The sequence below is a fragment of the Actinocorallia libanotica genome (assembly GCF_039525175.1).
Taxonomy (GTDB): domain Bacteria; phylum Actinomycetota; class Actinomycetes; order Streptosporangiales; family Streptosporangiaceae; genus Actinocorallia; species Actinocorallia libanotica.
This window is the reverse complement of record NZ_BAAAHH010000017.1, coordinates 42,761-64,755: the sequence shown is the minus strand read 5'-3', so window position 1 is coordinate 64,755 and position 21,995 is coordinate 42,761. Positions and strand designations below refer to the sequence as shown.

The 21,995-nt window shown below is 66.6% G+C and carries 20 protein-coding genes and 1 pseudogene; 12 read left to right on the top strand and 9 right to left on the bottom strand.

Annotated elements, in window-relative coordinates:
* Nucleotides 1-9: 9 nt before the first annotated feature.
* From ABD140_RS20750 to ABD140_RS20740, 3 genes are read right to left on the bottom strand one after another with little or no spacing between them, the layout of a single operon-like run.
* Complete coding sequence (locus ABD140_RS20750; RefSeq protein ID WP_344242554.1) at nucleotides 10-651, bottom strand: arsenate reductase/protein-tyrosine-phosphatase family protein; 642 nt, start codon at nucleotides 649-651, stop codon at nucleotides 10-12.
* Nucleotides 648-1,733, bottom strand: coding sequence for an ACR3 family arsenite efflux transporter (gene arsB / locus ABD140_RS20745; RefSeq protein WP_344242553.1), 1,086 nt, complete (start codon nucleotides 1,731-1,733; stop codon nucleotides 648-650). The genes ABD140_RS20750 and arsB overlap by 4 nt, the downstream gene beginning before the upstream one ends.
* Nucleotides 1,733-2,017: an ArsR/SmtB family transcription factor gene (locus ABD140_RS20740; protein WP_344242552.1), complete on the bottom strand. Its 285-nt coding sequence runs from the start codon at nucleotides 2,015-2,017 to the stop codon at nucleotides 1,733-1,735. The genes arsB and ABD140_RS20740 overlap by 1 nt, the downstream gene beginning before the upstream one ends.
* Nucleotides 2,018-2,242: 225 nt before the next feature.
* Between ABD140_RS20740 and ABD140_RS20735 the strand changes: the two genes are divergently transcribed.
* Genes ABD140_RS20735 through ABD140_RS20710 form a run of 6 tightly spaced genes read left to right on the top strand, consistent with a single transcriptional unit; the run spans nucleotide 2,243 to nucleotide 7,055 of the window.
* On the top strand, nucleotides 2,243-3,205 hold the full coding sequence (locus ABD140_RS20735) for a PstS family phosphate ABC transporter substrate-binding protein (RefSeq protein WP_344242551.1): 963 nt from the start codon (nucleotides 2,243-2,245) through the stop codon (nucleotides 3,203-3,205).
* Entirely contained in the window at nucleotides 3,206-4,144 is a 939-nt protein-coding gene (gene pstC, locus ABD140_RS20730; RefSeq protein ID WP_344242550.1) for a phosphate ABC transporter permease subunit PstC, read from the top strand.
* Entirely contained in the window at nucleotides 4,141-5,031 is an 891-nt protein-coding gene (gene pstA / locus ABD140_RS20725) for a phosphate ABC transporter permease PstA (RefSeq protein WP_344242549.1), read from the top strand. The genes pstC and pstA overlap by 4 nt, the downstream gene beginning before the upstream one ends.
* A 3-nt stretch (nucleotides 5,032-5,034) precedes the next feature.
* On the top strand, nucleotides 5,035-5,913 hold the full coding sequence (gene pstB, locus ABD140_RS20720) for a phosphate ABC transporter ATP-binding protein PstB (RefSeq protein ID WP_344242548.1): 879 nt from the start codon (nucleotides 5,035-5,037) through the stop codon (nucleotides 5,911-5,913).
* 9 nt (nucleotides 5,914-5,922) lie between these two features.
* Complete coding sequence (locus ABD140_RS20715) at nucleotides 5,923-6,636, top strand: response regulator transcription factor (protein ID WP_344242547.1); 714 nt, start codon at nucleotides 5,923-5,925, stop codon at nucleotides 6,634-6,636.
* A gap of 50 nt (nucleotides 6,637-6,686) precedes the next feature.
* Nucleotides 6,687-7,055, top strand: coding sequence for an ArsR/SmtB family transcription factor (locus tag ABD140_RS20710; protein WP_344242546.1), 369 nt, complete (start codon nucleotides 6,687-6,689; stop codon nucleotides 7,053-7,055).
* Nucleotides 7,056-7,091: 36 nt separating this feature from the next.
* Here the strand turns inward: ABD140_RS20710 and ABD140_RS20705 are convergent, their stop codons facing one another.
* Complete coding sequence (locus tag ABD140_RS20705; protein ID WP_344242545.1) at nucleotides 7,092-7,643, bottom strand: ImmA/IrrE family metallo-endopeptidase; 552 nt, start codon at nucleotides 7,641-7,643, stop codon at nucleotides 7,092-7,094.
* A complete protein-coding gene (locus tag ABD140_RS20700) occupies nucleotides 7,640-8,164 on the bottom strand; it encodes a helix-turn-helix domain-containing protein (protein ID WP_344242544.1) in 525 nt (174 codons plus the stop codon). Before ABD140_RS20700 ends, ABD140_RS20705 begins: the two co-directional genes overlap by 4 nt.
* Nucleotides 8,165-8,272: 108 nt before the next feature.
* On the opposite strand from ABD140_RS20700, the gene ABD140_RS20695 reads away from it, so the two are divergent.
* The 4 genes from ABD140_RS20695 to ABD140_RS20680 are packed head-to-tail and all read left to right on the top strand — an operon-like array spanning nucleotide 8,273 to nucleotide 10,938.
* Entirely contained in the window at nucleotides 8,273-8,542 is a 270-nt protein-coding gene (locus tag ABD140_RS20695) for a hypothetical protein (protein ID WP_344242543.1), read from the top strand.
* Nucleotides 8,543-8,550: 8 nt separating this feature from the next.
* Nucleotides 8,551-8,988, top strand: coding sequence for a hypothetical protein (locus ABD140_RS20690; RefSeq protein ID WP_344242542.1), 438 nt, complete (start codon nucleotides 8,551-8,553; stop codon nucleotides 8,986-8,988).
* Nucleotides 8,985-9,476 carry a hypothetical protein gene (locus ABD140_RS20685; protein WP_344242541.1) on the top strand — a complete coding sequence of 164 codons (492 nt, stop codon included), beginning with the start codon at nucleotides 8,985-8,987 and terminating at the stop codon, nucleotides 9,474-9,476. The genes ABD140_RS20690 and ABD140_RS20685 overlap by 4 nt, the downstream gene beginning before the upstream one ends.
* On the top strand, nucleotides 9,466-10,938 hold the full coding sequence (locus ABD140_RS20680) for a ThiF family adenylyltransferase (RefSeq protein WP_344242540.1): 1,473 nt from the start codon (nucleotides 9,466-9,468) through the stop codon (nucleotides 10,936-10,938). The genes ABD140_RS20685 and ABD140_RS20680 overlap by 11 nt, the downstream gene beginning before the upstream one ends.
* 474 nt (nucleotides 10,939-11,412) lie before the next feature.
* On the opposite strand, the gene ABD140_RS20675 is transcribed toward ABD140_RS20680, so the two are convergent.
* The 3 genes from ABD140_RS20675 to ABD140_RS20665 all read right to left on the bottom strand — a co-directional run bounded on the left by ABD140_RS20675 (nucleotide 11,413) and on the right by ABD140_RS20665 (nucleotide 16,812).
* Entirely contained in the window at nucleotides 11,413-12,711 is a 1,299-nt protein-coding gene (locus ABD140_RS20675) for an MFS transporter (RefSeq protein ID WP_344242539.1), read from the bottom strand.
* A gap of 408 nt (nucleotides 12,712-13,119) precedes the next feature.
* The gene (locus ABD140_RS20670; RefSeq protein ID WP_344242538.1) at nucleotides 13,120-14,763 is read right to left on the bottom strand and encodes a hypothetical protein; all 1,644 of its coding nucleotides are present in this window, start codon (nucleotides 14,761-14,763) and stop codon (nucleotides 13,120-13,122) included.
* Nucleotides 14,764-15,021: 258 nt separating this feature from the next.
* Nucleotides 15,022-16,812 carry a hypothetical protein gene (locus tag ABD140_RS20665; RefSeq protein WP_344242537.1) on the bottom strand — a complete coding sequence of 597 codons (1,791 nt, stop codon included), beginning with the start codon at nucleotides 16,810-16,812 and terminating at the stop codon, nucleotides 15,022-15,024.
* A 193-nt stretch (nucleotides 16,813-17,005) separates the two neighbouring features.
* On the opposite strand from ABD140_RS20665, the pseudogene ABD140_RS20660 reads away from it, so the two are divergent.
* Both ABD140_RS20660 and ABD140_RS20655 read left to right on the top strand, forming a co-directional pair.
* Nucleotides 17,006-17,119, top strand: a pseudogene (locus tag ABD140_RS20660) (IS5/IS1182 family transposase); the annotation flags it as partial.
* A gap of 451 nt (nucleotides 17,120-17,570) precedes the next feature.
* Complete coding sequence (locus ABD140_RS20655; protein ID WP_344242536.1) at nucleotides 17,571-20,837, top strand: hypothetical protein; 3,267 nt, start codon at nucleotides 17,571-17,573, stop codon at nucleotides 20,835-20,837.
* Here the strand turns inward: ABD140_RS20655 and ABD140_RS20650 are convergent.
* Complete coding sequence (locus ABD140_RS20650) at nucleotides 20,803-21,759, bottom strand: transposase family protein (RefSeq protein ID WP_344242535.1); 957 nt, start codon at nucleotides 21,757-21,759, stop codon at nucleotides 20,803-20,805. The genes ABD140_RS20655 and ABD140_RS20650 overlap by 35 nt on opposite strands.
* Nucleotides 21,760-21,995: the final 236 nt, after the last annotated feature.

Here is a 21,995-nt window from a genome sequence, read left to right as displayed (position 1 = left end):
AAGCTCCTTTTAGTTCTGCCGGAGGCCCGGCGCGGGCTCGGTGAGTTCAGCGAGCAGTCCGCGGACGCGCTCGTCGATGTGGTCGCGGATGCGGCGCACGCGTTCGATGGAAGCGTTCTCGGGTTCGTCCAGGAGCCAGTCCTGGTAGCGCTTGCCGTGGTAGACGGGGCAGGCGTCCCCGCAGCCCATGGTGATGACGACGTCGGCGGCGCGGACGACCTCGTCGGTCAGCGGCTTGGGGAACTCCTCGGCCGGGTCCAGCCCGATCTCGGCCAGGGCCCGTACCACCACGGTGTCCAGGTGCGCGGCGGGCGCGGTGCCCGCGGTGCGGATGTGTACCCGGCTCCCGGCGTGGCGGGCCAGCAACGCGGCGGCCATCTGGGAGCGTCCGGCGTTGCGAGTGCACACGAACAGCACCTCCGGGACAGTCCTGCCACTCAGACCCTGAGTCTGGGCGAGGGCGATGAGCCGCTCCCGGGCAAAGCGTTCGGCCAGGAGTGGCAGGTGGCTGCCGTCCACGGCGTCGCGGACCAGCAGGTGGTAGGACTCGTGGACGTAGCGGTGCACGGTCTCGGTGCTGAAGACGCCGTCGAATCGCGGCGCGATCGTCGACGCGATACGCGTCAGCAACGCCTCCGGATGCCTGGTCACGTCTTGTCCGCGGAGAACTTCCGGCGCCAGGCCAGGGAGACGTAGACGAGGGCGACCAGGACGGGCACCTCGATGAGAGGGCCGACAACGCCGGACAGGGCTTGGCCGGAGGTGACGCCGAAGGTGGCGATGGCGACGGCGATGGCCAGTTCGAAGTTGTTGCCCGCAGCGGTGAAGGCCAGGGTGGTGGTGCGCTCGTATGGTAGGCCGATGGCCTTGCCGAGGGCGAACGTGCCGAACCACATGAGGGCGAAGTAGACCAGTAGCGGCAGCGCGATACGTGCGACGTCGAGCGGCTGGGAGGTGATCGTCTCGCCCTGGAGGGCGAAGAGGACGACGATGGTGAACAGCAGCCCGTACAGCGCCCACGGCCCGATCTTCGACAGGAAGCCGGACTCGTAGCGCTCCCGGCCGAGCTTCTTCTCGCCAAGGCGGCGGGTGAGGAACCCCGCAATGAGCGGGACGCCGAGGAAGACCACGACGTTGAAGGCGATCTCCCACATGGAGATGTCCAGGTTCTCGCCCTCACCGAGACCCAGCCATCCGGGCAGCAGATCGAGGTAGAACCAGCCGAGCAGCCCGAAGGCCAACACTTGGAACACCGAGTTCAAAGCGACGAGGACAGCCGCGGCCTCGCGATCGCCGCAGGCCAGGTCGTTCCAAATGATGACCATCGCGATGCAGCGGGCCAGCCCCACGATGATCAGGCCGGTGCGGTACTCGGGCAGGTCGGGCAGGAACAGCCAGGCGAGGGCGAACATCACGGCGGGCCCGATGATCCAGTTGATCACCAGGGAGGAGGCCATGAGGCGGCGGTCGCCGGTGACGGCGTCGAGCCTGTCGTAGCGAACCTTGGCCAGCACCGGGTACATCATGATCAGCAGGCCGAGGGCGATGGGCAGGGAGATCCCGCCGATCTCCACGGCCGCCAGCACCTCGTCGAAACCCGGCACGAGCCGGCCGAGGCCGAGTCCGGCGGCCATCGCGAGGAGGATCCACACGGCCAGGAACCGGTCGAGGGTGGAGAGTTTGGCGACGACGGACTCTTGGCCGCCCGGAGTGGGGGCGTCTACAAAGGTCATCAGCAGGCCCTCTTGCGGCCGGTCTCGGCGGTGGCGCGGGCAGTTGCCGCCAACTCGCCCAAGACACCCGCCAGTTCCTCGATCACTTCTGGCCGCAGCCGGTAGTAGGTGAACCGTCCGCACGGCTCGGTCTCGACGACCCTGGCCTCGCGCAGGACGCGCAGGTGGTTGGACAGGTTCGTCTGCCGCGCTCCGGTCTCGTCGACCAGGTGCGTGGTGCACAGCGTCTCGTGTGCCAGCAGGGTGATGATCTGCAGCCGCAGGGGGTCAGCCAGCACCCGCATTAGGTCAGTCTGTACTGATGTCAGCATAGGATGATGCTATCAGGACATGCTGATATGTAGCCCATGGCGTCCCTTAATAGACGAACGTCGATGTTATGGATCGGGTCATGCTCTGTTCCTCCGCCGTTCATATAGACGGTCTTCGATCTAATCGCGGTGCCCGGACCGGGTGCCCGAGAAGACCGCCCGCGGCGCTGCGGGCTGAACGAAGCAGAGGAAGTTCACGTGAGCATCTCGATGAGGGGCACTACGCGGACCGCCGCGGTCCTGGCCGGCATGACCCTGGCCCTGACTGCCTGCGGCGGGGGCGGCGAGGATTCCTCGGGGGACCAGCAGCTGTCGGGCACGATCAAGATCGACGGGTCCAGCACGGTGGCGCCGCTGACCACGGTGGCTTCGGAGCTGTTCGTCGAGGAGAACGGCCGGGTGCAGGTCCCGGTCGGCACCTCCGGCACCGGCGGCGGCTTCGAGAAGTTCTGTGCGGGGGAGAGCGACGTCTCCAACGCCTCCCGGCCGATCAAGGACGAGGAGAAGGCCGCCTGTGACGCCAAGGGCATCAAGTACGCCGAGTTCACCGTCGCCAACGACGCCCTGACGGTGGTGGTCAGCAAGGACAACACCTGGGCGAAGTGTCTGACGGTCGAGCAGCTCAAGAAGATCTGGGAGCCCGGCTCGAAGGTGAACAACTGGAATCAGGTCGACCCCACGTTCCCCAACGAGCCGCTGAAGCTGTTCGGCGCGGGCACCGACTCGGGCACGTTCGACTACTTCACCGACGTGATCAACGGTGAGGAGGGCGCCTCGCGCACCGACTACCAGCCCTCGGAGGACGACAACGTCACCGTCACCGGTGTGTCCGGTTCCAAGGGCGGCCTGGGCTACTTCGGCTTCTCCTACTTCGAGGAGAACGCCGACAAACTCACGGCCGTGCAGGTCGACGGCGGGGACGGCTGCGTGGCGCCCAGCGTCCAGGCCGCCCAGGACGGCACCTACAAGCCTTTGTCGCGGCCGCTGTTCATCTACCCCAGCGCCTCCGCGCTCAAGCGACCGGAGGTGAAGGCGTTCTTGGAGTTCTACGTGAACAACCACAAGCAGATCGCGGAGAAGGCCAAGTTCGTGCCGCTGCACCCCGCCCAGGAGGCCAACCTCAAGCAGGCCCTGACCGACCTTCAGCAGCAGGCGGGCTGAGTGGCGGCCACCGCTTCACGCTCCGCCGCCGGGCCTTCCTTGCGGCGGAGCCGTCCGCGTTACGGAGAGTCGGTCATCAAGGCCCTCCTGCTGGCCGCCTCCCTGGTCTCGGTGGCCACGACGGTCGGGATCGTCGCCTCCCTCGTGCCGCCCACGCTCCGGTTCTTTGAGCGGATCGGGCTGTGGGACTTCCTGACCGGCACCGAGTGGTCGCCGTTGTTCGAACCGCCCGCCTATGGGGTGCTTCCGCTGGTGACGGCCACCTTGACCATCACGGTGATCGCGATCGCGGTCGCGGTGCCGATCGGCCTGGCCGCCGCGGTCTACCTCAGCGAGTACGCCACGCCCCGCACCCGCTCGATCCTCAAGCCGGTGCTGGAGGTGCTGGCCGGGATCCCGACCGTGGTCTACGGGTTCTTCGCGCTGAGCTTCCTGACCCCGCTGCTGCAGGACCACTGGCCGCTGGGCGAGCCGCCGGAGATCTTCAACGGGCTGTCGGCCGGCCTGGTCATGGGCATGATGATCGTCCCGACGGTGGCGTCCCTGTCGGAGGACGCCATGGCCTCGGTCCCGCAATCGCTGCGCCAGGGCGCTTATGCGCTGGGCTCGACCAAGCGCATCACCGCTTTGAGCGTCGTGCTGCCCGCCGCCCTCTCAGGCATCGTGGCCGCCGTCGTCCTGGCGATCTCCCGCGCCGTTGGCGAGACCATGATCGTCGCGGTCGCGGCCGGGCTGCGCCCCAACCTCACCCTCAACCCGCTGGAAGCGATGCAGACCATGACCGGCTACATCGCCGCGGCAGGAGAAGGCGACCTGCCGGTGTCCTCCTTCGACTACACGACGATCTTCGCGGTCGGGATGCTGCTGTTCCTAGCCACGTTCGCGATGAACTTCGTCAGCATCCGGCTGGTCCGCAAATACCGGGAGGTCTACGAATGACGGCCACCCTGCCCCAGCACAAGGCCGCCGGCCCGCTGCGCGGCCGCTCGCGCCCACTGGAGCCGGCGTTCCGCGGCGTACTGCTGGCCAGTCTGATCGTCGCGGTCCTGTTCCTGATCGTGCTGCTGTCCTACGTCTTCATCGAGGGCTCGGGGCGGCTGGACACCCGGCTGTGGGAGAACTTCCCCTCCAAGCTCTACCCCGAGAGGGCCGGAGCTCAGTCGGCGATCGTCGGGACGCTCTACATCATCGGCCTGACCGGCTTGTTCTGCGTGCCGATCGGCGTCATGACCGCCATCTACCTGGAGGAGTATGCCGACGGCGAGCGCTGGTACAACCGGCTGATCGAGCTGAACGTCCAAAACCTCGCCGGAGTGCCCTCCATCGTGTACGGCATCCTCGGCCTGGGCATCATCGCCCGCGGTCTGGGCGTCGGGCGCACCCTGCTGGCCGCCGCCCTCACCCTGTCGCTGCTGGTGCTGCCGGTCGTCATCATCTCCGCCCGCGAAGCCCTGCGCGCGGTCCCCGGCTCCATCCGCCAGGCCTCCCTGGCGCTGGGCGCCACCCCTTGGCAGACGACCGCCCGCCAGGTGCTGCCCGCGGCCGTGCCCGGCATCGCCACCGGCACGATCCTCGCGCTGTCACGCGCGATCGGCGAGGCCGCGCCGCTGCTGCTGCTGGGCGCGGTCACCCACATCACCTTCAACCCCGCGAACATCACCGACGCCTACACCGTGCTGCCCATCCAGATCTACAACTGGATCAAGCAGCCCGAGGCCGAATTCCACACCCTGGCCTCCGCGGCGATCGTGATCCTCCTGCTCATCCTCCTGGCCATGAACTCCGTGGCGATCTGGCTCCGTAACCGCTACCAGAAGCGCTGGTGACGCATGACGACGACAAGAGACTTCGTGAACAACCCGCCCGCCGGCCCCGCCTCGCCCGGCCTGCCCGCCTCCGTCAAGCAAAACCTGCAAGAGGCCCCCGACCTCGTCGACCCCATTTTCCAGGTCGAGGACGTCAGCGTCTTCTACGGCGACTACGAAGCCGTCCGAGGCGTCGACATGAAGATCGGCCAGAAGCAGATCACCGCGCTCATCGGCCCATCCGGCTGCGGCAAGTCCACCCTGCTGCGCTGCTTCAACCGCATGAACGACCTCATCCCCGGCACCCGCGTCGGCGGAAAGATCAGCTTCCGCGGCGAAGACCTCTACGGAGACGACGTCGACCCCATCGAGGTCCGCCGCCGCATCGGCATGGTCTTCCAGAAACCCAACCCGTTCCCCAAGTCCATCTACGACAACATCGCCTACGGCCCCCGCGTCAACGGCATCCGCCGCGGCCTGGACGACCTGGTCGAACAGACCCTGCGCCAGGCCGCCCTGTGGGACGAGGTCAAGGACAAGCTCAAGCAGAACGCCCTGTCGCTGTCCGGCGGCCAGCAGCAGCGACTGTGCATCGCCCGCGCCATCGCCATCAGACCCGAGGTCATCCTTATGGACGAGCCCTGCTCGGCGCTCGACCCGATCGCCACCGCCAAGATCGAAGACCTCATGCAGGACCTGGCCCGCAACTACACGATCGTCATCGTCACCCACAACATGCAGCAGGCCGCCCGAGTCTCCGACCGGACCGCCTTCCTCACCGCCGAACTCGACTCCGCCGGCGTGCGCTACGGCAAGCTGATCGAATACGAGCAGACCAGCAAGCTGTTCACCACCCCCTCCGACGACCGCACCGAGGCCTACATCACCGGCCGTTTCGGCTAAGGAACCGACGTGACCGCCGTCCAAGAACAGGCTCCCCTCCGCGAGGACGACTCCGTGCCCCTGCTCCTGGTCGCCGACCCCGACGAGAGGTTGGGCCACGACCTCATCCTCGCGCTCACCGGGCGCGGGATCGAGGTCGCGGTCTGCACCGACGGAGCCGAGGCGCTGCTGCGCGTCGGCTCCCTCAACCCCGACGTGCTCATCATCAGCGCCGGCCTGCCCACGGTCGGCGCCGCCGCCTTCGTCAAAGCGGTACGCACCCGGTACCAGATGCCGGTCATCCTCGGCATCGGCGCGGACGACGCCGAGGAAGCCGTCCGCGCCCTGGCCGCCGGAGCCAACCTCTGCGTCGCCCGCCCCTACCGCCTGGATGAACTCCTGCCCCTCATCACCGGAGTCCGCCCCGAAACCCAAACCGCCGCCCAGCTCCTGACCTGCGGTGGCATCGACCTCGACTCCGTCTCCCACGTCGTTCGGGTCGACACCCGCCCCGTCCACCTGCCCCTGCGCGAGTACGAACTGCTCCACTACCTCATGCTCCACGCCGGCAAAGTGGTCACCCGCCAGCAGATCCAGATCCACGTCTGGCGCAGCGACAAAGTCATGACCAACACCATCGCCGTCCACATCCGCCGCCTGCGCGAACGCCTCGGCGACGACCCCGAAAACCCCAGGATCATCCTGACCGTCCGGGGAATCGGCTACCGGCTGGCCTGCCCCTGACCGCCATTCACCGAACCTTCACCTTCGTTCACCCCTCGTACACTGACATGGTGAACGATGGCAGCGTGCCGCTCATCGCCCAGGTCGCCCCCACCGAGGACACCTGCACCACCACCCCTGCCGCCCTCACGCCCCCACCGCGCGAGGAGGCCGAACGCATCGCACGCGTCTTCAAAGCGGTCGCAGACCCCACCCGCATCCAGATCCTGGCCATGATCGAATCCAGCCCCTCCGGCGAAGCCTGCGTGTGCGACCTCACCGACCCCCTCGGCCTCACCCAGCCCACCGTCAGCCACCACCTCAAAATCCTGGTCGACGTCGGCCTCCTCACCCGCGCCAAACGCGGCACCTGGTCCTGGTACGCCCCCGCCCCCGACCGCCCCGCAGCCCTCCACGCTCTCCTCACCCAACCGCACTGAACGATCATTGCCCTCTGGCGGGGAAGCTTGTGCGCATCAGCGGCGATTGAGCTGCGTGGCGACGCCTGTGGTGTTGTAGCGGAAGCGAGCCATCTCGGTGGTGACGTTGTAGGAGGCGGCGATCTGCTCGGGGGTCATGCCCTGGGCTACGGCGGTCATGAGTAGGGGGCGGGGCAGCATCAGGGTGCCGCCCATGGCGGTGGCCTGCTCCTCCTCTTCCGGCTGGCAGGTGCGAAAGGGCAGGCCACCGATCTCCCGGACCTCGGTGAGGTCGTGCTCGAGCAGCAGGTGGGACAGCTCATGGGCGATGTCGCTGGCCAGCCTGCCCGCCGTGCGCAGCGGGTTGGTGACGATGTAGTGCTTGCCGTGGACGGAGAACGTCGCGGCGGAGAACGCGAACGCCTGCATGCGCTCCAGCTCCTCGAGCCGTGTGACGTCGATGAGCCGCTCGGCGCCTACGATCTTGGCGCCCAGGTGCTCGGCGAGGTCGCGGACGTCCAGGTGGGCGTTCGGGGGTAGGCCCATGTCGTTCCTGAGCCGCACGGCCTCGCGTTCGGCGTTCGCCTTGAACCCGCGGGGAAGTGTCACAGTTCGCCTATCTCGATCTGGCGGACGAGTTCGTCATGCATGTCGTTCAAGATGCCTGCGAGCCGCTGCGGGACGCCCGGCCGCATGACCGAGGTCGCCCGCAGATGACAGGCGACCGGCGGTCGGGCGGGAACGACGTCCCGGGCGAGGGCTTCGTACATGTCGCGCAGGACGGAGCTGATCTTCGCGGAGTTCTCGGCGGTCAGTCGCGGGTCGGTGCGCAGATGGCTGATCGCCTGATCCAGCGGTGAGGTCTCGCGCTCGCTCACCGGGTTGAAGAACCGGGCGGGCGATACTCCCAGCCAGGTGCACAGTCGTGTGAAGGTCGCCAGGTCGGGCTGGGAACCTGCTTCGACCCGTGACCAGGTGCTGAAGCTCACCCCGGCGTCAGCGGCCGCCTTGCGGATCGACAGGCTTCCCCGCCGCTCCTTGAGCATGCGCCCCAGTTCGCCGATCGCCAGCCGCTCGGTCTCCATTGGGATCTCCTCTTGGGAGAACAGAGGTTCGGGTGGCTGCGTCATGCCCCCATTCTACTTTCGCTCTGCAGCTTCCGTGCAACACCCGATCGATGTACGCTCGGTCCCGTCACTGGAATACCAATGACGCTTTGCTGCAACATAAGGAGTCTCGTGTCCGACAAGCCGACCCGTACGATCAAGGTCATCATCACCTTCGCGGCCGCCGACAAGCCCTACCGCGAGGACTACGCCCCGCAGACGCTGGTGGAGAAGGTGCTCTCCGACGCCTTGGCGGCGTTTGAGATCGCCTCGGACGGCACCACCCGCTACTACCTGCTCCACGAAGGGGCCGAGCTCTCGCTCACCAGCACCCTTGCCGAGGCCGCCGGCCGATCCGGGGCGCTGCCGTTGAAGCTGCGCACCGAGACGATCCAGGGCTGAGAAGCGCCATGGATCTAGAGAGCCTCCTGCGGCTTCAGCGGGACGAGCCGCCGGTCGAGGAGTTCCTGGCCTCGACCGGCGGGGCCCTCGTTCACCGGGACACCGACCCTTCGGGTCTGTACTGGGCCGTCCTGCAGCCCACCGACCAGGCGCGCCGCCCGTTCATCGCCAAGATCGGCTGGAGTATCTACCCGCACCGTCCCCCGTCGCTGCTGTTCGCCACGGAGGTCGGAGGACCGACCGCTGATCTCCGTGCTTGGCCTTCGGCCGGCGGCTACCGCGCCCCGAATGACGTGTGCAAACCGTTCACGGCTGAAGGCCAAGCCCTGCATCCGGAATGGGCCACCGGTCCCAGCGCGTGGCGCAGCACCGGCAACCCCTTCCTCTATGTGATCGAGACCGTCCACGGAGATATCGACCGCTCCTGCGGGAGGCGCGCGGCATGACAGCTTCCTTGCGGCTCCACCCCGCAGCGGTGCAAGAACTTATCGAGCACGTCCGGCAATACGGGCAACAGGACGTCGAGACCGGCGGGCTGCTCATCACCAGGCCACGCGACTCAGAAGTCGTTGTCCTGGCCCTGGCAGGCGAGAAGGGCATCCGGCGCGAAGAGGGGCTCTTCGTGATCACGATGCCCGCCCTCGATGAGCTCTTCTCCTACGCCGAAGGCAATGACCTTCAAGTCCGCGCCATGATCCACTCCCACAAGCGCCGCGCGTTCATGTCGGTGACCGACCGCACCGCAGGGCTGAACATCCGCGGATTCGTCAGCGCGATCATCCCCACCTACGACCACCCGCCGCCCGACCCGAACCGATGGGGATGGTGGCGCCATGAAGGGGACTGGCACCCCACCGCTCCCGCGGTTGTGGACTTCTCGCTACCCCTTCCGCAGATCGTCGTCTTCGACGCGGGAGGCGTCCGTGACCACTGACTATTCCCGGGGCCTCCTCCTGGGAGCCACCGCCGCCGACACCACCCAAAGCGGACTGCTGAAGCGGCTGGAGAACACCCGTGTGCATGTGACCGCGGAACCAGCCGTGCCCGCCGTTGCCGTCGCACTCACCATCCTGATCGGCAACCTCCGACGCCTGCCGATCACCATCAGCCTCGACCCCACCGGGCTGGACGAGGTGACCATCGACGTCCTTACCGAGATCGCCCTCGGAATCGACCCGGACAAACCCATCGAACTGACCGCCGTGCCCGCAGGCCTGAGCATCCACCTCGGGCCGCACCCCCCGCCGTCCGCTGCGATCAGCGCCGCCCCGGACGGACATGGTGTACGGCTGCGTAGGGCTGGAGCCTCCTATCCGGCGTTGCGGGCTTCGGGTACCGGACTCGGCTCCATGATGGCGGCCGCGACCCTCACTGCCGAGATCTTCAAAACAATCATGGGTCTGAAGTCGGGCGCCTACCGGCGGCTGGACCGCTTGGACTTCTGTCCGGTCACCCTCACCGCAGAGCCGGGAGCCGTGACGACCACCATCACGGAACTGCCGTCCCTCGCGCTCGTCGGTGCCGGAGCGGTGGGGACCGCCATTGCCGCCACCCTTGATGTCCTCGGCACTGTTGGCCAGATCATCGTCGTAGACCCCGAGACCTACGACGCTCCCAACGTCACTACCTACAGCCTCGGCAACGGCACCGACGCTCGCAACCAGATCCCCAAAGTCGACCTGCTCGCCCGAGAGTTGACCAGAGCCGGCCGATTCGATGTCCTTCCACTCAAAGGAGCAGCCCAAGACCTGATTACCGGCATCGACCAAGGGCACTTGCGCTGGCCTGCAGTGGTGTTGAGTGGTGTCGACAGCATTAACGCACGCCACGAAACCCAGCGCATCCACGCCGACCTCACCTTGGACGGCAGTACAGGCGGCCACGCGGGAACCACCCTCGCCCTCCACGAAGCCCTCCCGACAGGCCCCTGCCTGCGCTGTTACTACCCTCCACGCACAACCCCTGCGGTACCGAGCGCCGAGACTCTGCTGCACCAGCGCACCGGGCTATCCCTCTCCCGTATCGCCAAAGGCGACAGCCTCCTCATCCAAGCCGATCTCGACGCACTTCCCTCCACCAGCCGAGCCCTGCTACGGCCCCACCTCGGCAAACCCGTCTGTGGTCTGAGCAATCTCCTCGCGCTCTCTCCGAGCGCGACCGACGGCTACCGGCCCTCCGCCGCTTTCGTCGCACAGCAAGCAGCCAGTCTCGTCATCGGAGCCCTCATCGCACGAACCACCGCAAAGGCCGTCAGCCCATCCCGCCACATCGAATACGACGCCCGATTCGGTCCCAACGAAGCCATGGCCGACGACCGCAAACCCAGACCAGGCTGCGACTGCCAAACCGACCAAGGCCTCATCCAGCAGATACGGCGCCGCAGAGCAGCACCATGAACCAGGTCCACATCCGTCTTCTCCGGAAGCTGGAAAACGATCTTGCTTAGCGTGGAACCGGTCAGCCGGTACCTCGATCTTCTCCCCTGGTCAGAGAGTTTCGTCGGTACCCCCTGGAACCCAGCGCAAGGCGTAATGCCGATACGTCACGGACGTCCAGCGCAGGACCAGACCGTGAGGTCCATCCCACTCCGCCCCCACGCACGCCACCACCGGACCATCGAACAGAGCGGGATTCTTCTCGACAGCCTCATCCCACACACGATCCCTAGCCGCCTGATGATCAGGAGACAGCCCAGGAGCAACCACCTCCACCAAACGGAGCCGACGAACGTCCAGGAACTCAGCAGGCTGCAGCCGTTTGGTCACCAGATCACGGTAGTGCCGACCACGGACAGCAGAACTAGCTTCAACCAGGAAGCGCGAAGATCTCTTCGCCCCGTAGTCCTATACGGTCTGTCAGCCGAGGGTGAGTCACTCCGCCAGGCCAGGTGATTTCTTCATGAGAGAGCCGCTTCGACCGCCCGGGGCGGCCGGGACGCGGGGCAGGCGCATCGCGCGGACCTGGCCGTCCAACAGTGGGACGAACGCGCACACCACGATGACGGCCGCGCACCCGGCCAGCACCGGCACCAGCCCGACCGCGTCCGCCAGTGGCGCGGCCACGAGATAGCCGACGGGGATCAGGAGCTGCTGGCCGACCAGGTTGTAGGCAGCAACACGGGACTGCAGCTCCAGCGGGATCTCCCGCTGCCGAAAGGCGGCGAAGGTGTTGATCGACACATCCAGGCCCACGCCGGTGAGAAACACCGCCGCCAGGAGCACCGGCAGCGGAGCGTGCAACGCCAGCGCCGCCAGTGGCAGGGCCTCGCAGGCGATCGCCACGCACGCCACCACCGCCACCCGGCGCGGCCGCAGCAACAGCACCACCACGGAACCGGCGATCAGCCCGCCGGAAAAGACCGCCATCACCAGCCCCCAGGCGGCCGCGCCACCCAGGTACTCCTGGGTGTAGACGGGACCGAGGATCTGGTAGCCGACCAGCCAGGGAGCGCAGCACAGCGCCGACTGCACCACCATGATCCACAACCAGCGGCGCGACGCGAAATCCGCCCAGCCCTCACGCAGCGCCGCCCACATCTTCTGCCGCTTGATCGGCGTCAGCGGCACCCGCAACCGCGACAGCAGCCACGCGGCGACCAGGAAGGTGACGGCGTCGTAGGCCAAAACCCAGCCCGCCCCGGCAGCCGCGACGCCGACCCCGGCCAGAGCGGGCGCGGCGACCTTCACCACGTTCTGCACCATCCGCTGAGTGGCGTTGGCCTCCCGCAGGTGGTCCTTGGCGACGAGCTGGCGGACCATGCCTTCTGCGGCCGGGCCGACGAACCCGCCCACGGCCCCGGATAGGACCGCCGCAGCCAAGAGGTGCCATACCTCCGCGCGGCCGGTCAGCAGGAGCACGGCAACCACGAGCTGGGTAGCAGCCGAGACCAGGTGAGCGATGACCATGATGCGGTCGCGGGGCGCGCGGTCGGCGATCGCACCACCGGCGAGCATGAGCAGCATCTGCGGCACCAAGGCCGCGGTCAGGACGAGGCCGATCGTCGCTGCCTGTCCTCCGATCTCCAGCACCGCGAACGCCAGCGCGATCGGCGCCGCCGACGAACCGGTCTGCGACACCAGGCGAGCGGCCAGGTACCGGCGGAAGACGGGAAAACGCCGTAGCGGAGCGGCCGCCTCATCGATCCGGCTCTTGAACCCCGCCCTTCCCATACGGCCTCTCCTGGTACTCGCATACCCGGTGTGTCAGGGCTCCCAGCCTGCCCCAACGTTGCAGCCGTGCGCGCGGGATCCTGAAGACTAACCGGGCGGCCTGACCTGTGAGAACTCCTAGGTACGTTCGAACGACCTGACTCCTCCCTGGCCTGCTTTCCGGGTGTTCCCCGCCCTCTGCCATCGAGCGTGTGGGATCTCTTTTTCGATGTCGTCGGCCGAGCCCCTGGACTGGGCGTTCTCCGATGTCTCACGGACGTGTCATCTGTGGTTCGTCTCAGGACTACGTCGTCTGAGCAGCTCTCGCTCGCCGGGGCAACTCGCTGAGCTGCGAGACGACATGGAGACGACGCTCGGACTGAGAAAATGACACCTGAAATGAGACGCTACAGAACTCAAGGAAGCGGCTCAGTTGGTGCGGCTGGAGGGCAGGTGAGGGCCCAGATAGCCGATGTACAGCAGTCCCGTGCGGGCGGTGTCGTCGAGGAAGTGCAGGCGGGGAGTCGGCGGGCGGGCGGCTTCGATGCGGACGTGGGAGGCGAAGAACGCCCACCCGGACGGGTCGGTCTGCGGGCGGACGCGGAAGGTCCGGGCGGCGCGGAAGCGGCTGTTGGCGCCGGTGGCGTCGGACTCGTCCAGGGCTACCGTATTGGCGCTGATCAGCACTCCGGGCGCGCCCGAGCGAACATAGGCCAGCACGTCCGCCAGGTGAGGGCCCACGGCGGTGCCGTGGCGGGAGGCTTCCCTGACCGCCAGCACATATGAGCTCAAAGTGCGCAGGCTGTCCAGGCTCTTGCGCCGCCACAAAGCGGCCTTGGGGTAGTGGTCCAGGCAGGCGGCGGTTTGTTCGTCCACCCCGTCCAGCTCCAGCGTCCCCCATTCCCGGACGAGCTGCAGCAGAGCGGGAAACGTCGCCGGAACGGCTTCTGCGATGCCGGGGTCGGGGGCGGGGGTGAGCGCGGCCAGGCGGGCGGAGAGGATGCCTCGCTCGCGGACGGCGTCGTCGCGTTCCTTCGCGGTGCGTTCGACCTCCTCGAGGAGCTTGTCGTGCTCGGTCAGTACCCGGTCCAGGTGGGCTTGGAGCGTGGCGGCCTGTTCTGCGGCGGCGGCCTGCTCGCGCAGGAGCGCGGCTTGGTGTTCGGCGGCTGCGGCGCGGTCGTTGGCTGCCCGGAGCCGGGTGCGGGCGTCGCTGAGCTGCCGCCGGGTCTGCTCCAGCAGCGCTGTCAGGTCGGTGACCTTGCGGTGCAGGCGGGCTGTCTGGCCGGGGTCGGTTTCGGTGGCAGGGGCTGGTGGGGCCTGCGGGGGGATCGTGCTGATGGGGGGTTGGCGGGGGCGGCCGAGCCGTTGGTCGAGGAGGTCGACGGCCTCGGCCGCCAGCCCGCAGGGCTGCTGTGCGGTGCGGGCGCCGATGAGATCGGCGAAGGCTTTGCCTAGGACGGGAGCGCTGGGCTGGGCGATCACGACGTCGTCCAGGCCGTGACCGGGCGGCATGACGATCCGGGCGCCCCGGGCCGGGACGGGATGGGCGGGCAGGAGCCTCAGGGCTTCGGCGCGATCGGCGCTGGGGATGATCACCGTGTACGTCAGGCCCGGCCAGATCATCGCTGCGAGCAGGCCCGAGCGCTTGCCCCACTGCTTCAGGCTGCGTCCGCTGCCCTCCAGCAGCAGCACAGCCACCTGCCGGCCGGGATGATCCAGCGCCTCGACCACCCAGCTGGTTGCACCGCCGTCCCCGCACAGGCCGCCCTCGCCGACCTCACCCGGGGCGTCAAAGCAGCCCAGCGGCGGCATCAGCGCAAATCCCGCCGGGTCGGTGCAATAGGGGAAGACCTCGGCCAGACCCACGACGACACAGGGCGAGGCCGCCTCAACGCTCCAGCCGCGCGTGCGCTCGGCCGCAACCGCCCACTCGCAACCGCCGTCCTCAGCATCTCGCAGCACCACCCCAGCAGTGACGTCCCCGCCCCGCGCATCCCTCCAGGTGCAGGTGGTGCGGGCGGTGGCCCGGCCGCGGTCGAACGCATACTCCCACTCCGCCGCCCGCAGGCCCACGCGCTGCTCCCGAGAGGGGAACGTCTCCGCCAGCGCAGCGGCAAGACGCTCCGCCGGAGTGCGCTCGAGCGCAAAGGGGGCGGTGCGCTGCAAACCACCGACGGCGAAAAGGGACGACCCGGCCATACCGGGAGCGAGGGGATCGGGGGCGGGTTCAGCCGGCATCTGCCGTCCGACAATCCAGGTCCGAGCAGAAGAACGCGAGAGCGCCGGGGAAACGCGGTCAAGGACAGTGGACATACCCTCCAGCATCCCGCCTCAACGAAGAACCTGTCCGCCTTTCACCGACCGTCCCTCCGCACAGGCGGCCAGAGCGCGCAGTGCTTCCTCAGCCTGCGCGCGGGCCGGGCCGGGCTCCTCGGCCTGGCCCGCGGCGCGGGAATGGTGGGGAGCGTCGAGCCGGTAGACGGCCCAGGCGTACTCACGCGGGACGGTTTCCTGCCCGGCCTCGCCGCGCTCCGGCGACTCCGTCACCCTGGCCCCCCAGGAGCGGAGGACGGCCGTCTGCACCCGCGAGGCGGCCCGCTGCCAGCAAATGGACTCTGATACGAGCACCTGCTGGCAGGCTTTTCTCAACTCCATGACTCGGCTGATGCCGTCGTCCTGCGCGATGTCGGGGCCCGCGGCGGCCAGCGCCTCCTTCAGCTTGCGCACCGCATCCAGCAGCACGCGCACCAGCTCCTCTGCCCCGGTCGAGGCCGGCGCGGAGTTGAGCAGCGGATCGGTGAAGGTCCGGCACCGCTGGGCCAGGAGCCGGCCCAGCGGGGCACCGGCGAATTGGGAAGCCTCCGGTTCCCAGACAGGTGTCAAAGGCCTGCCGCCCCGTACCGCCAGGACAACCTCTTCGGCGTGCGGGAGGGCTGCCACCAGCCGGACCGCCGGAAGGACGTCAGCAGGGGCCGTGCCGGTCAGGGAACTCATGGACATCTGGATTCGATCTTGCTTATCTTCCGTTCCGTTGAGTAGCACCTGGAACGTCAGGACGCCGGAGTAATCGACTCCCGCCAGCCATGAGCCGTCCTGCCCGCTGGAGACCTGCGGATCACGGAGGCCGAGCGTCAGGTCACCGGTGCCATCCCGGGCGGTGAGGCGGATCTCGAGGTCGGGAAGGTGGTTCTGAGAAGCCGCGGCCAGAAAACTGATCTGTCCGGGTCCGCCGACGGGTGTGATTCCCGGTGGGCCTGAGACGTGGGTGATGGTGGCGGGCACATTGTGGAAAGGGCTGCCGTAACGCTGCCAGTCTGCGACCGCCTGCTGCTCGGCGGAGCCGGGCGGTACCTCCAGATCGACCGACATGGTGATCGGCCGCAGCCTGGCCGATTCCGCACAGCGCGGCAACAGCTTGATCACCAGGTGGCAGGCCTCATTCACCTGCAGGTATCGGACGAACGCTGCCAGAGGATCTGTGTTCAGGTCGGCGTCCCATTCCAGATCCTTCACCCGGCCGGTGCGCACCTGCACCTCATAACGGTAGAAGGGATCGACCTCGTTCAGTGAGGCTGCCAGGCTCTGCTGCCGGGAGACGATCGCGGCCAAGAGGTCCTCGCCCGCCGCCCCTTGCGGCACGTCTTGGCCACCGTGGAGGGCCATCGTCATGAGCCGCTCAAGTCGCCGGCCGCCATCGCCGAAGAAGTAGTCGACCAGAGCGGGATTCTCCGCAGCCATGCCGTCTAGGATCCGGCCGCCCATCCAGCTCACCCGAATCCCGCAGCCCGCAGTGAGCTCTTCCAGCCACTCCAGACGCTCGTTGGACGGCTCCCACGGAGTGACCAGCGTCCACGACCTCACCGGCAGCGCCGGCAGTGTCTTGGCTGTGAAGGTCTTCCAGGAGTCCTTCACGCTGGTCGCCTGCTTGGCCGTCAACGGTCGGCTGTAGCGTTTGACCTGGTAGATGTCATAGCCATCGGGATTCCACACCCGCACATCAACACCCCGGTCACCACGCGAAGGCGTGGGCTGATTACCGTGCGGATGCTTCAGCAGCAGCAGAGCCGCGACGAACTCTTCGATCTTCTCGCCGGACTCGCGCTCCCAATTCACCGTCGTCATGGCAGACAGCCAAGCACTATCCACCGACAGCCCCCCAGTTCGCCAACGGTGCCATCTCCACTCCACCGATGCTCCGTCCCGACAGGCCCTGTATGCAAGAGGCGCACTTCGCCGTACCCAGTCAGCGGCAAACATGAACCACCAGAAAATGATCTTCCTTGGCGTGGAAACGGTCGGCGGCCGTCCCTCCTTCTCCCTGCTCAAAACCACCTTCAAAGCAATGTGCAGGGTCAGCCTCGACCTCTGGAGAATCGGCAGGATCACCCGAGCCGCCCTCGTCCTACTCCACCTCGAACACGACCACACTCACTGGCACCATCACACAACGCCAGCAACCGTTACCCGGAAAGGCTCAGCATCAACCCGTCTACCAGGGCTTCTCTACGCTCGGACCCGAACGGCCAACCTGTCGTCACGCTGTGACCAGCACGCCCTCCCCAAGGGATGAAAAACGTTCAGTCGCCGAAGGAGAGCCCCCGTCCCGATGGATGCCCCATGCTGGCGGTCGAATGGTCCATGCCCGGGCTCACTGCATATCGGACAGGCCGGAATGGGTGTCGAAGAGGGCATCAAACCACCCACCCTCACCCCACCTCGTGGCATCTCTCAAATGATTCCTTGGTTCACACATGTACCGGTACCGAGACACGGCGGACCTGCCTAAGGTTCTTCTTATGCATCGGACATCACTAACGAAAAAAAGGAACGTTCGCAATGTAGGGATTCTGATACTTGGCGCGGTCTTTGCTGTGTCACCGATGGTGGTGACCGGTCCCGGTTTCTATGAGGCTACGAGCCTGCTCGCCGGGCTGGTTGCTGGGGCTGTGGCTGTGGCGGACTATCTGCGAGGGGAGACGGCTCCTTCGCCCACGCCGACCATGCTGGCCGACGACCTGGCCAACACGGTCCAGAACCAATGGCTGACGGAGGCCAAGGCCCGGAAGTTGCGCGATCCCCGGGTGCTGCCGTTGGCCTGGTCTGGTGCTGATCCCTGGTTGAGCGCCGATCCCCACAACATCGCTGGGCAGGGGCAGGCCGGCCGAGTCCTGCGGCTACGGCTGGACGGCCGGCTGGACGGCCGGTTCGATGAGGCGATCATCCAGCTGGCCCAGGGGTATGAGCAGGTGCCCAGCAGGCGGTTGGTGGTACTGGGCGAGCCCGGCTCGGGCAAAAGCGTCCTGGCGATCATGCTCACCTTGGGCCTGCTGAAGGAAGAGATTCGTGCCGCGGGTGGACCGGTGCCGGTGCTGCTGGCCGTCTCTTCCTGGGATCCGGTGCGTGAACCGATGGACGAATGGATCGTGCGCGCCCTGGCCGACTCCTATTACAGCGGCAGGACGGAGATCCCCCGCCTGCTACTCGACCACGGGCTGCTGCTGCCGATCCTGGACGGATTGGACGAGATCCCCGAGTCGGCCCGCCGCGGTGCGGTCCGTGCGATGAACCGGGCGATCGGGCGGGACCGCCCGGTGGTGGTCACCTGCCGGTCCGCCGAGTACGAGGACGTGATCGAAGGCGGAGCCCCGGTCCTGCGCCAGGCACCGGTCATCCAGGTCAAACCGGTGAAGGCCCAGGACGCCATCGACTACCTGGCCGACATCGACTGGCCCGACCACATCGACTGGGAGCCCGTCTACCGCCGACTGCGCGACGAGCCGGACAGCTCTCTGGCCACTGCGCTGTCCACCCCGCTGATGGTGTCCTTGGCCCGCCGGATCTACCAGCGCTGCCCGGACGACCCGGCCGAACTCCTCGACACCGCGCGCTTCGGCTCCCGGCACGCCGTGGAAGACCATCTGCTGGACCGGGTGATCGACGCGGCCTACACCCCCGACCGGCTGCCCTCCGGCCAACCGGTACCCGGCACCGACGGCCGGTGGCAGGCGGCCGAGGCACGGCGCTGGCTGACATTCCTGGCCCATTACCTGCACCAGCACCGCGAACGCGACCTGGCCTGGTGGCTTCTGGGCCAGCGGTTGCTGTCGCCGTGGGTCGCCCCGGCGATCGGCCTGGGCGGCGGAGTTCTCCTGATGATCGCGATACCCGTCTGGGTACTCACCTTGGACTCCGGTGCGCTCTCAAGCAATGTCCTGACCGTCGGCGGCTTGCTCGGCGCGGCTTTCGCGATTCTGGCCATCATGGCCTGGTACGTCGGCGCCAAGCGTGCGCCCGGCCGGCTTTCGCTGACGGTGGCCGGTTCACTGGACCGGCTGCGCCGTGGCTTTGCCACCGGGTTGGGCCTGTCCGCGATCCTTGCCGTACCGGGGCTGATCGCCGCCGTCGTCGTCATTGCCTTCCCCGTCGAGGACGGCTGGGATACCTCGAACACCGAGGACTATTTCGAGGCTCTGATGGTGGTCGCCTCGCTGGCGTCCGTGGTCGGGCTCGCCTTGGCCGTGCACAGCTGGCTGGACACACCCCCCACCCGCTCGGCTCAGGCCACCCCGCAAGCCTTCATCCGGCAGGACCGACGCTCGGCACTGATCGGTGCGCTGGCCGCGGGCACGATGCTGGGCGCGATGGCCTTCCCCGCACTCGTCGTCGGCTTCACCGTATCGACCCTCATCCAAACAGCGTCCACCGGATGGTCCAACGAACCCCCCCTCCGCGACATCGCCTGGAGCCACGCCGACCAGATCCTCGATGGCCTGTATGTCAGCGGCCCCTTGGCCGTCGGAGTGGTGGCGGTACTGCCGGGAACGGTTTTCGCCTTGCTGATCCTGCTCACCCGAGCCTGGCCCAGATTCCTGGTGGCCCGGCTCGTCCTGGCATCCCGAGGCCAGCTGCCCTGGCACCTGCTGGGCTTCCTGGCCCATGCCCGCGAACAAGAAATATTGCGCGAATCAGGAGGGAACTACCAATTTCGGCACATCCGACTTCAGGAATGGCTAGCCGGTCAACCGCTGTCCCCGGTCGATTCTCCCGAAGCCAGAACACATACGACTCGGCGGAGGCACCGCACCTCGGCGGCAACCGCCTCATTGGCTGTACTCGCCCTCGCCTGGTTCCCCCTCGACCGCCTACCGGACGACCCCTCCCAAACTGCCATCATCACCCACCCAGAATCCTCGATGAAACTCAGCGCCGACGGCAAACTCCTGACCGCCTTTGGTACCGAGGGCGGTGCCATTAAGATATGGAATACCACCAACGGCAAAGAACTCCAATCACTTCCACTTCCCATCTCCGGCGAGGTGAAGTTCAGTCCCGACGGCAAACTCCTGGCCATCAACAACAGCCGTAGCGGGGAAACTGTACTGTGGGACATCACCGAAAACGAAAAGTTCACCACCCCTTTTGCCATTGACTATGTGGAGTTCAGTCCCGACGGCAAACTCCTGGCCATCCAGAAAAGCGGTAGCAATGAAATCAGGCTATGGGACATCACCAACGGCGAAAAACCCCAACCCCTCCCCATCTCCGGCGAGGTGGAGTTCAGTCCCGACGGCAAACTCCTGGCCATCAACAACAGCAGTAGCGGGGAAACTGTACTGTGGGACATCACCGAAAACGAAAAGTTCACCACCCTTTTTGCCATTGACTATGTGGAGTTCAGTCCCGACGGCAAACTCATGGCCATCCAGAGCAGCGGTAGCGGGATAGTTATACTATGGGACATCACCAACGGCGAAAAACCCCAACCCCTCCCCATCTCCGGCGAGGTGGAGTTCAGTCCCGACGGCAAATTCCTGGCCACCGAGAGCTTCGGTGGCAGTGAAATCGGGCTGTGGGACATCGCCGAAAACAAAGAGTTCACCATCCCCTCTGATATTGGCACTGGCATTAACATGACCAGTTCCAGGGTCAGTGTGGAGTTCAGTCCCGACGGCAAATTCCTGGCCATGTGGAACGAGAATAGTGGGGAAATCAGGTTGTGGGACATCATCAACAAAAAAGAGTTCACCGTTCCCTCTGCTATTAACATTGTCGATATGGAGTTCAGTCCCGACAGTAAACTCCTGGCCGCCCGGAACGGCGATAGCTGGATCGTCAAAATATATAAGGTAGGGCAGCTCGCAAAATGATGTCCCAGAACTTCAATGGTAGCTGTTCGTGACTATTCAGGTGGTCTGAAGTCGGGGTGTCCAGGGCGAGCTGTGGAGGGCGTCGCGTAGGGCGGTGAGGGCATTGGTGCCGTTCTTGCGGGTGGTAGAGATGTAGCCGCGCAGGGCGCAATGAGGTTTTCCCAGCGGGTTTCAGCTGATCATGCGGTGTTCGAAATAGGTGAGGACGAGGGCTGCGGCGACCAGGTCGCCGAGTCTGCCGGGGCTGGGGCTGGTGTGTTTCAACGCGGTCCAGCGCGTTGTGGGTGCGGTTGGTGCGGGAGAGGACGTTGCCGTCGGTGGGTTGGGCGAACGGGACGATGACGCCGTGGCCTGCGCCTCGGTAGCCGGGGTCGGCCAAGACGGGCAGGACGTCGGCCAGTGGATAGAGGGCGGACAGAACGTGCCGGCGGGCGGCTTCGATATCGACGACGCCGCCGGGCTCGACCGGACTGGTCCACAGCAGCAGCCCGTCAGGGCGGGTGAGTCCCTGGATGTTGCCGCCGAAGCCGCTGGTCTTTCCCGAATACCAGACGTCGATCGTCTCGCCTTTCACTGAGGTGGTGGTGATGCGGCACCGGTCGGTGGCGAAGACCTTGCCGTCCAGCACCATGCGCGGCCATCCGTCCGCGACCGCCTGTCCCAAGGCCTCGTGCAGGTCGGGGGCCTGGTCGGCCAGGACATCGACGACCTCGTGGAGGTAGCGGTGGGCGGTCGACTGCGAGATCCCGAATGCGGCCCCGTGCACGGTGATGTTGGGCTTGAACCGGAACCACACCAGCACGAACACCGCCTGCTTCCAGCAGGTCAGCGCCCTGCTGCTCGTCGGCGTTCCGACCGCGCGGCGCTCTTGGCCCAGCAGTGCCGAGACGTAGCGAACCAGGTCCCTGGAGACATCGAGCATGGCAGGACGGGCGATCACCTGGGGCCTTTCGAGCAGGAATTAGTTTGTGATGAACCACTTCCTACTGAGGGCCCCACCCCTGTTTCAGGAGTTTCCCATAGATTCGGAATCAACCGCTATGCCCGCTAAATTCCCGAAGGTCAGATCACTTTCCCCTGGGAAAACCTCAGTAGCTGGAAAATGATCTTACTTAGCGTGGAAACGAGTCGACTGCAGCCGGATGAAACGGCTGGCCA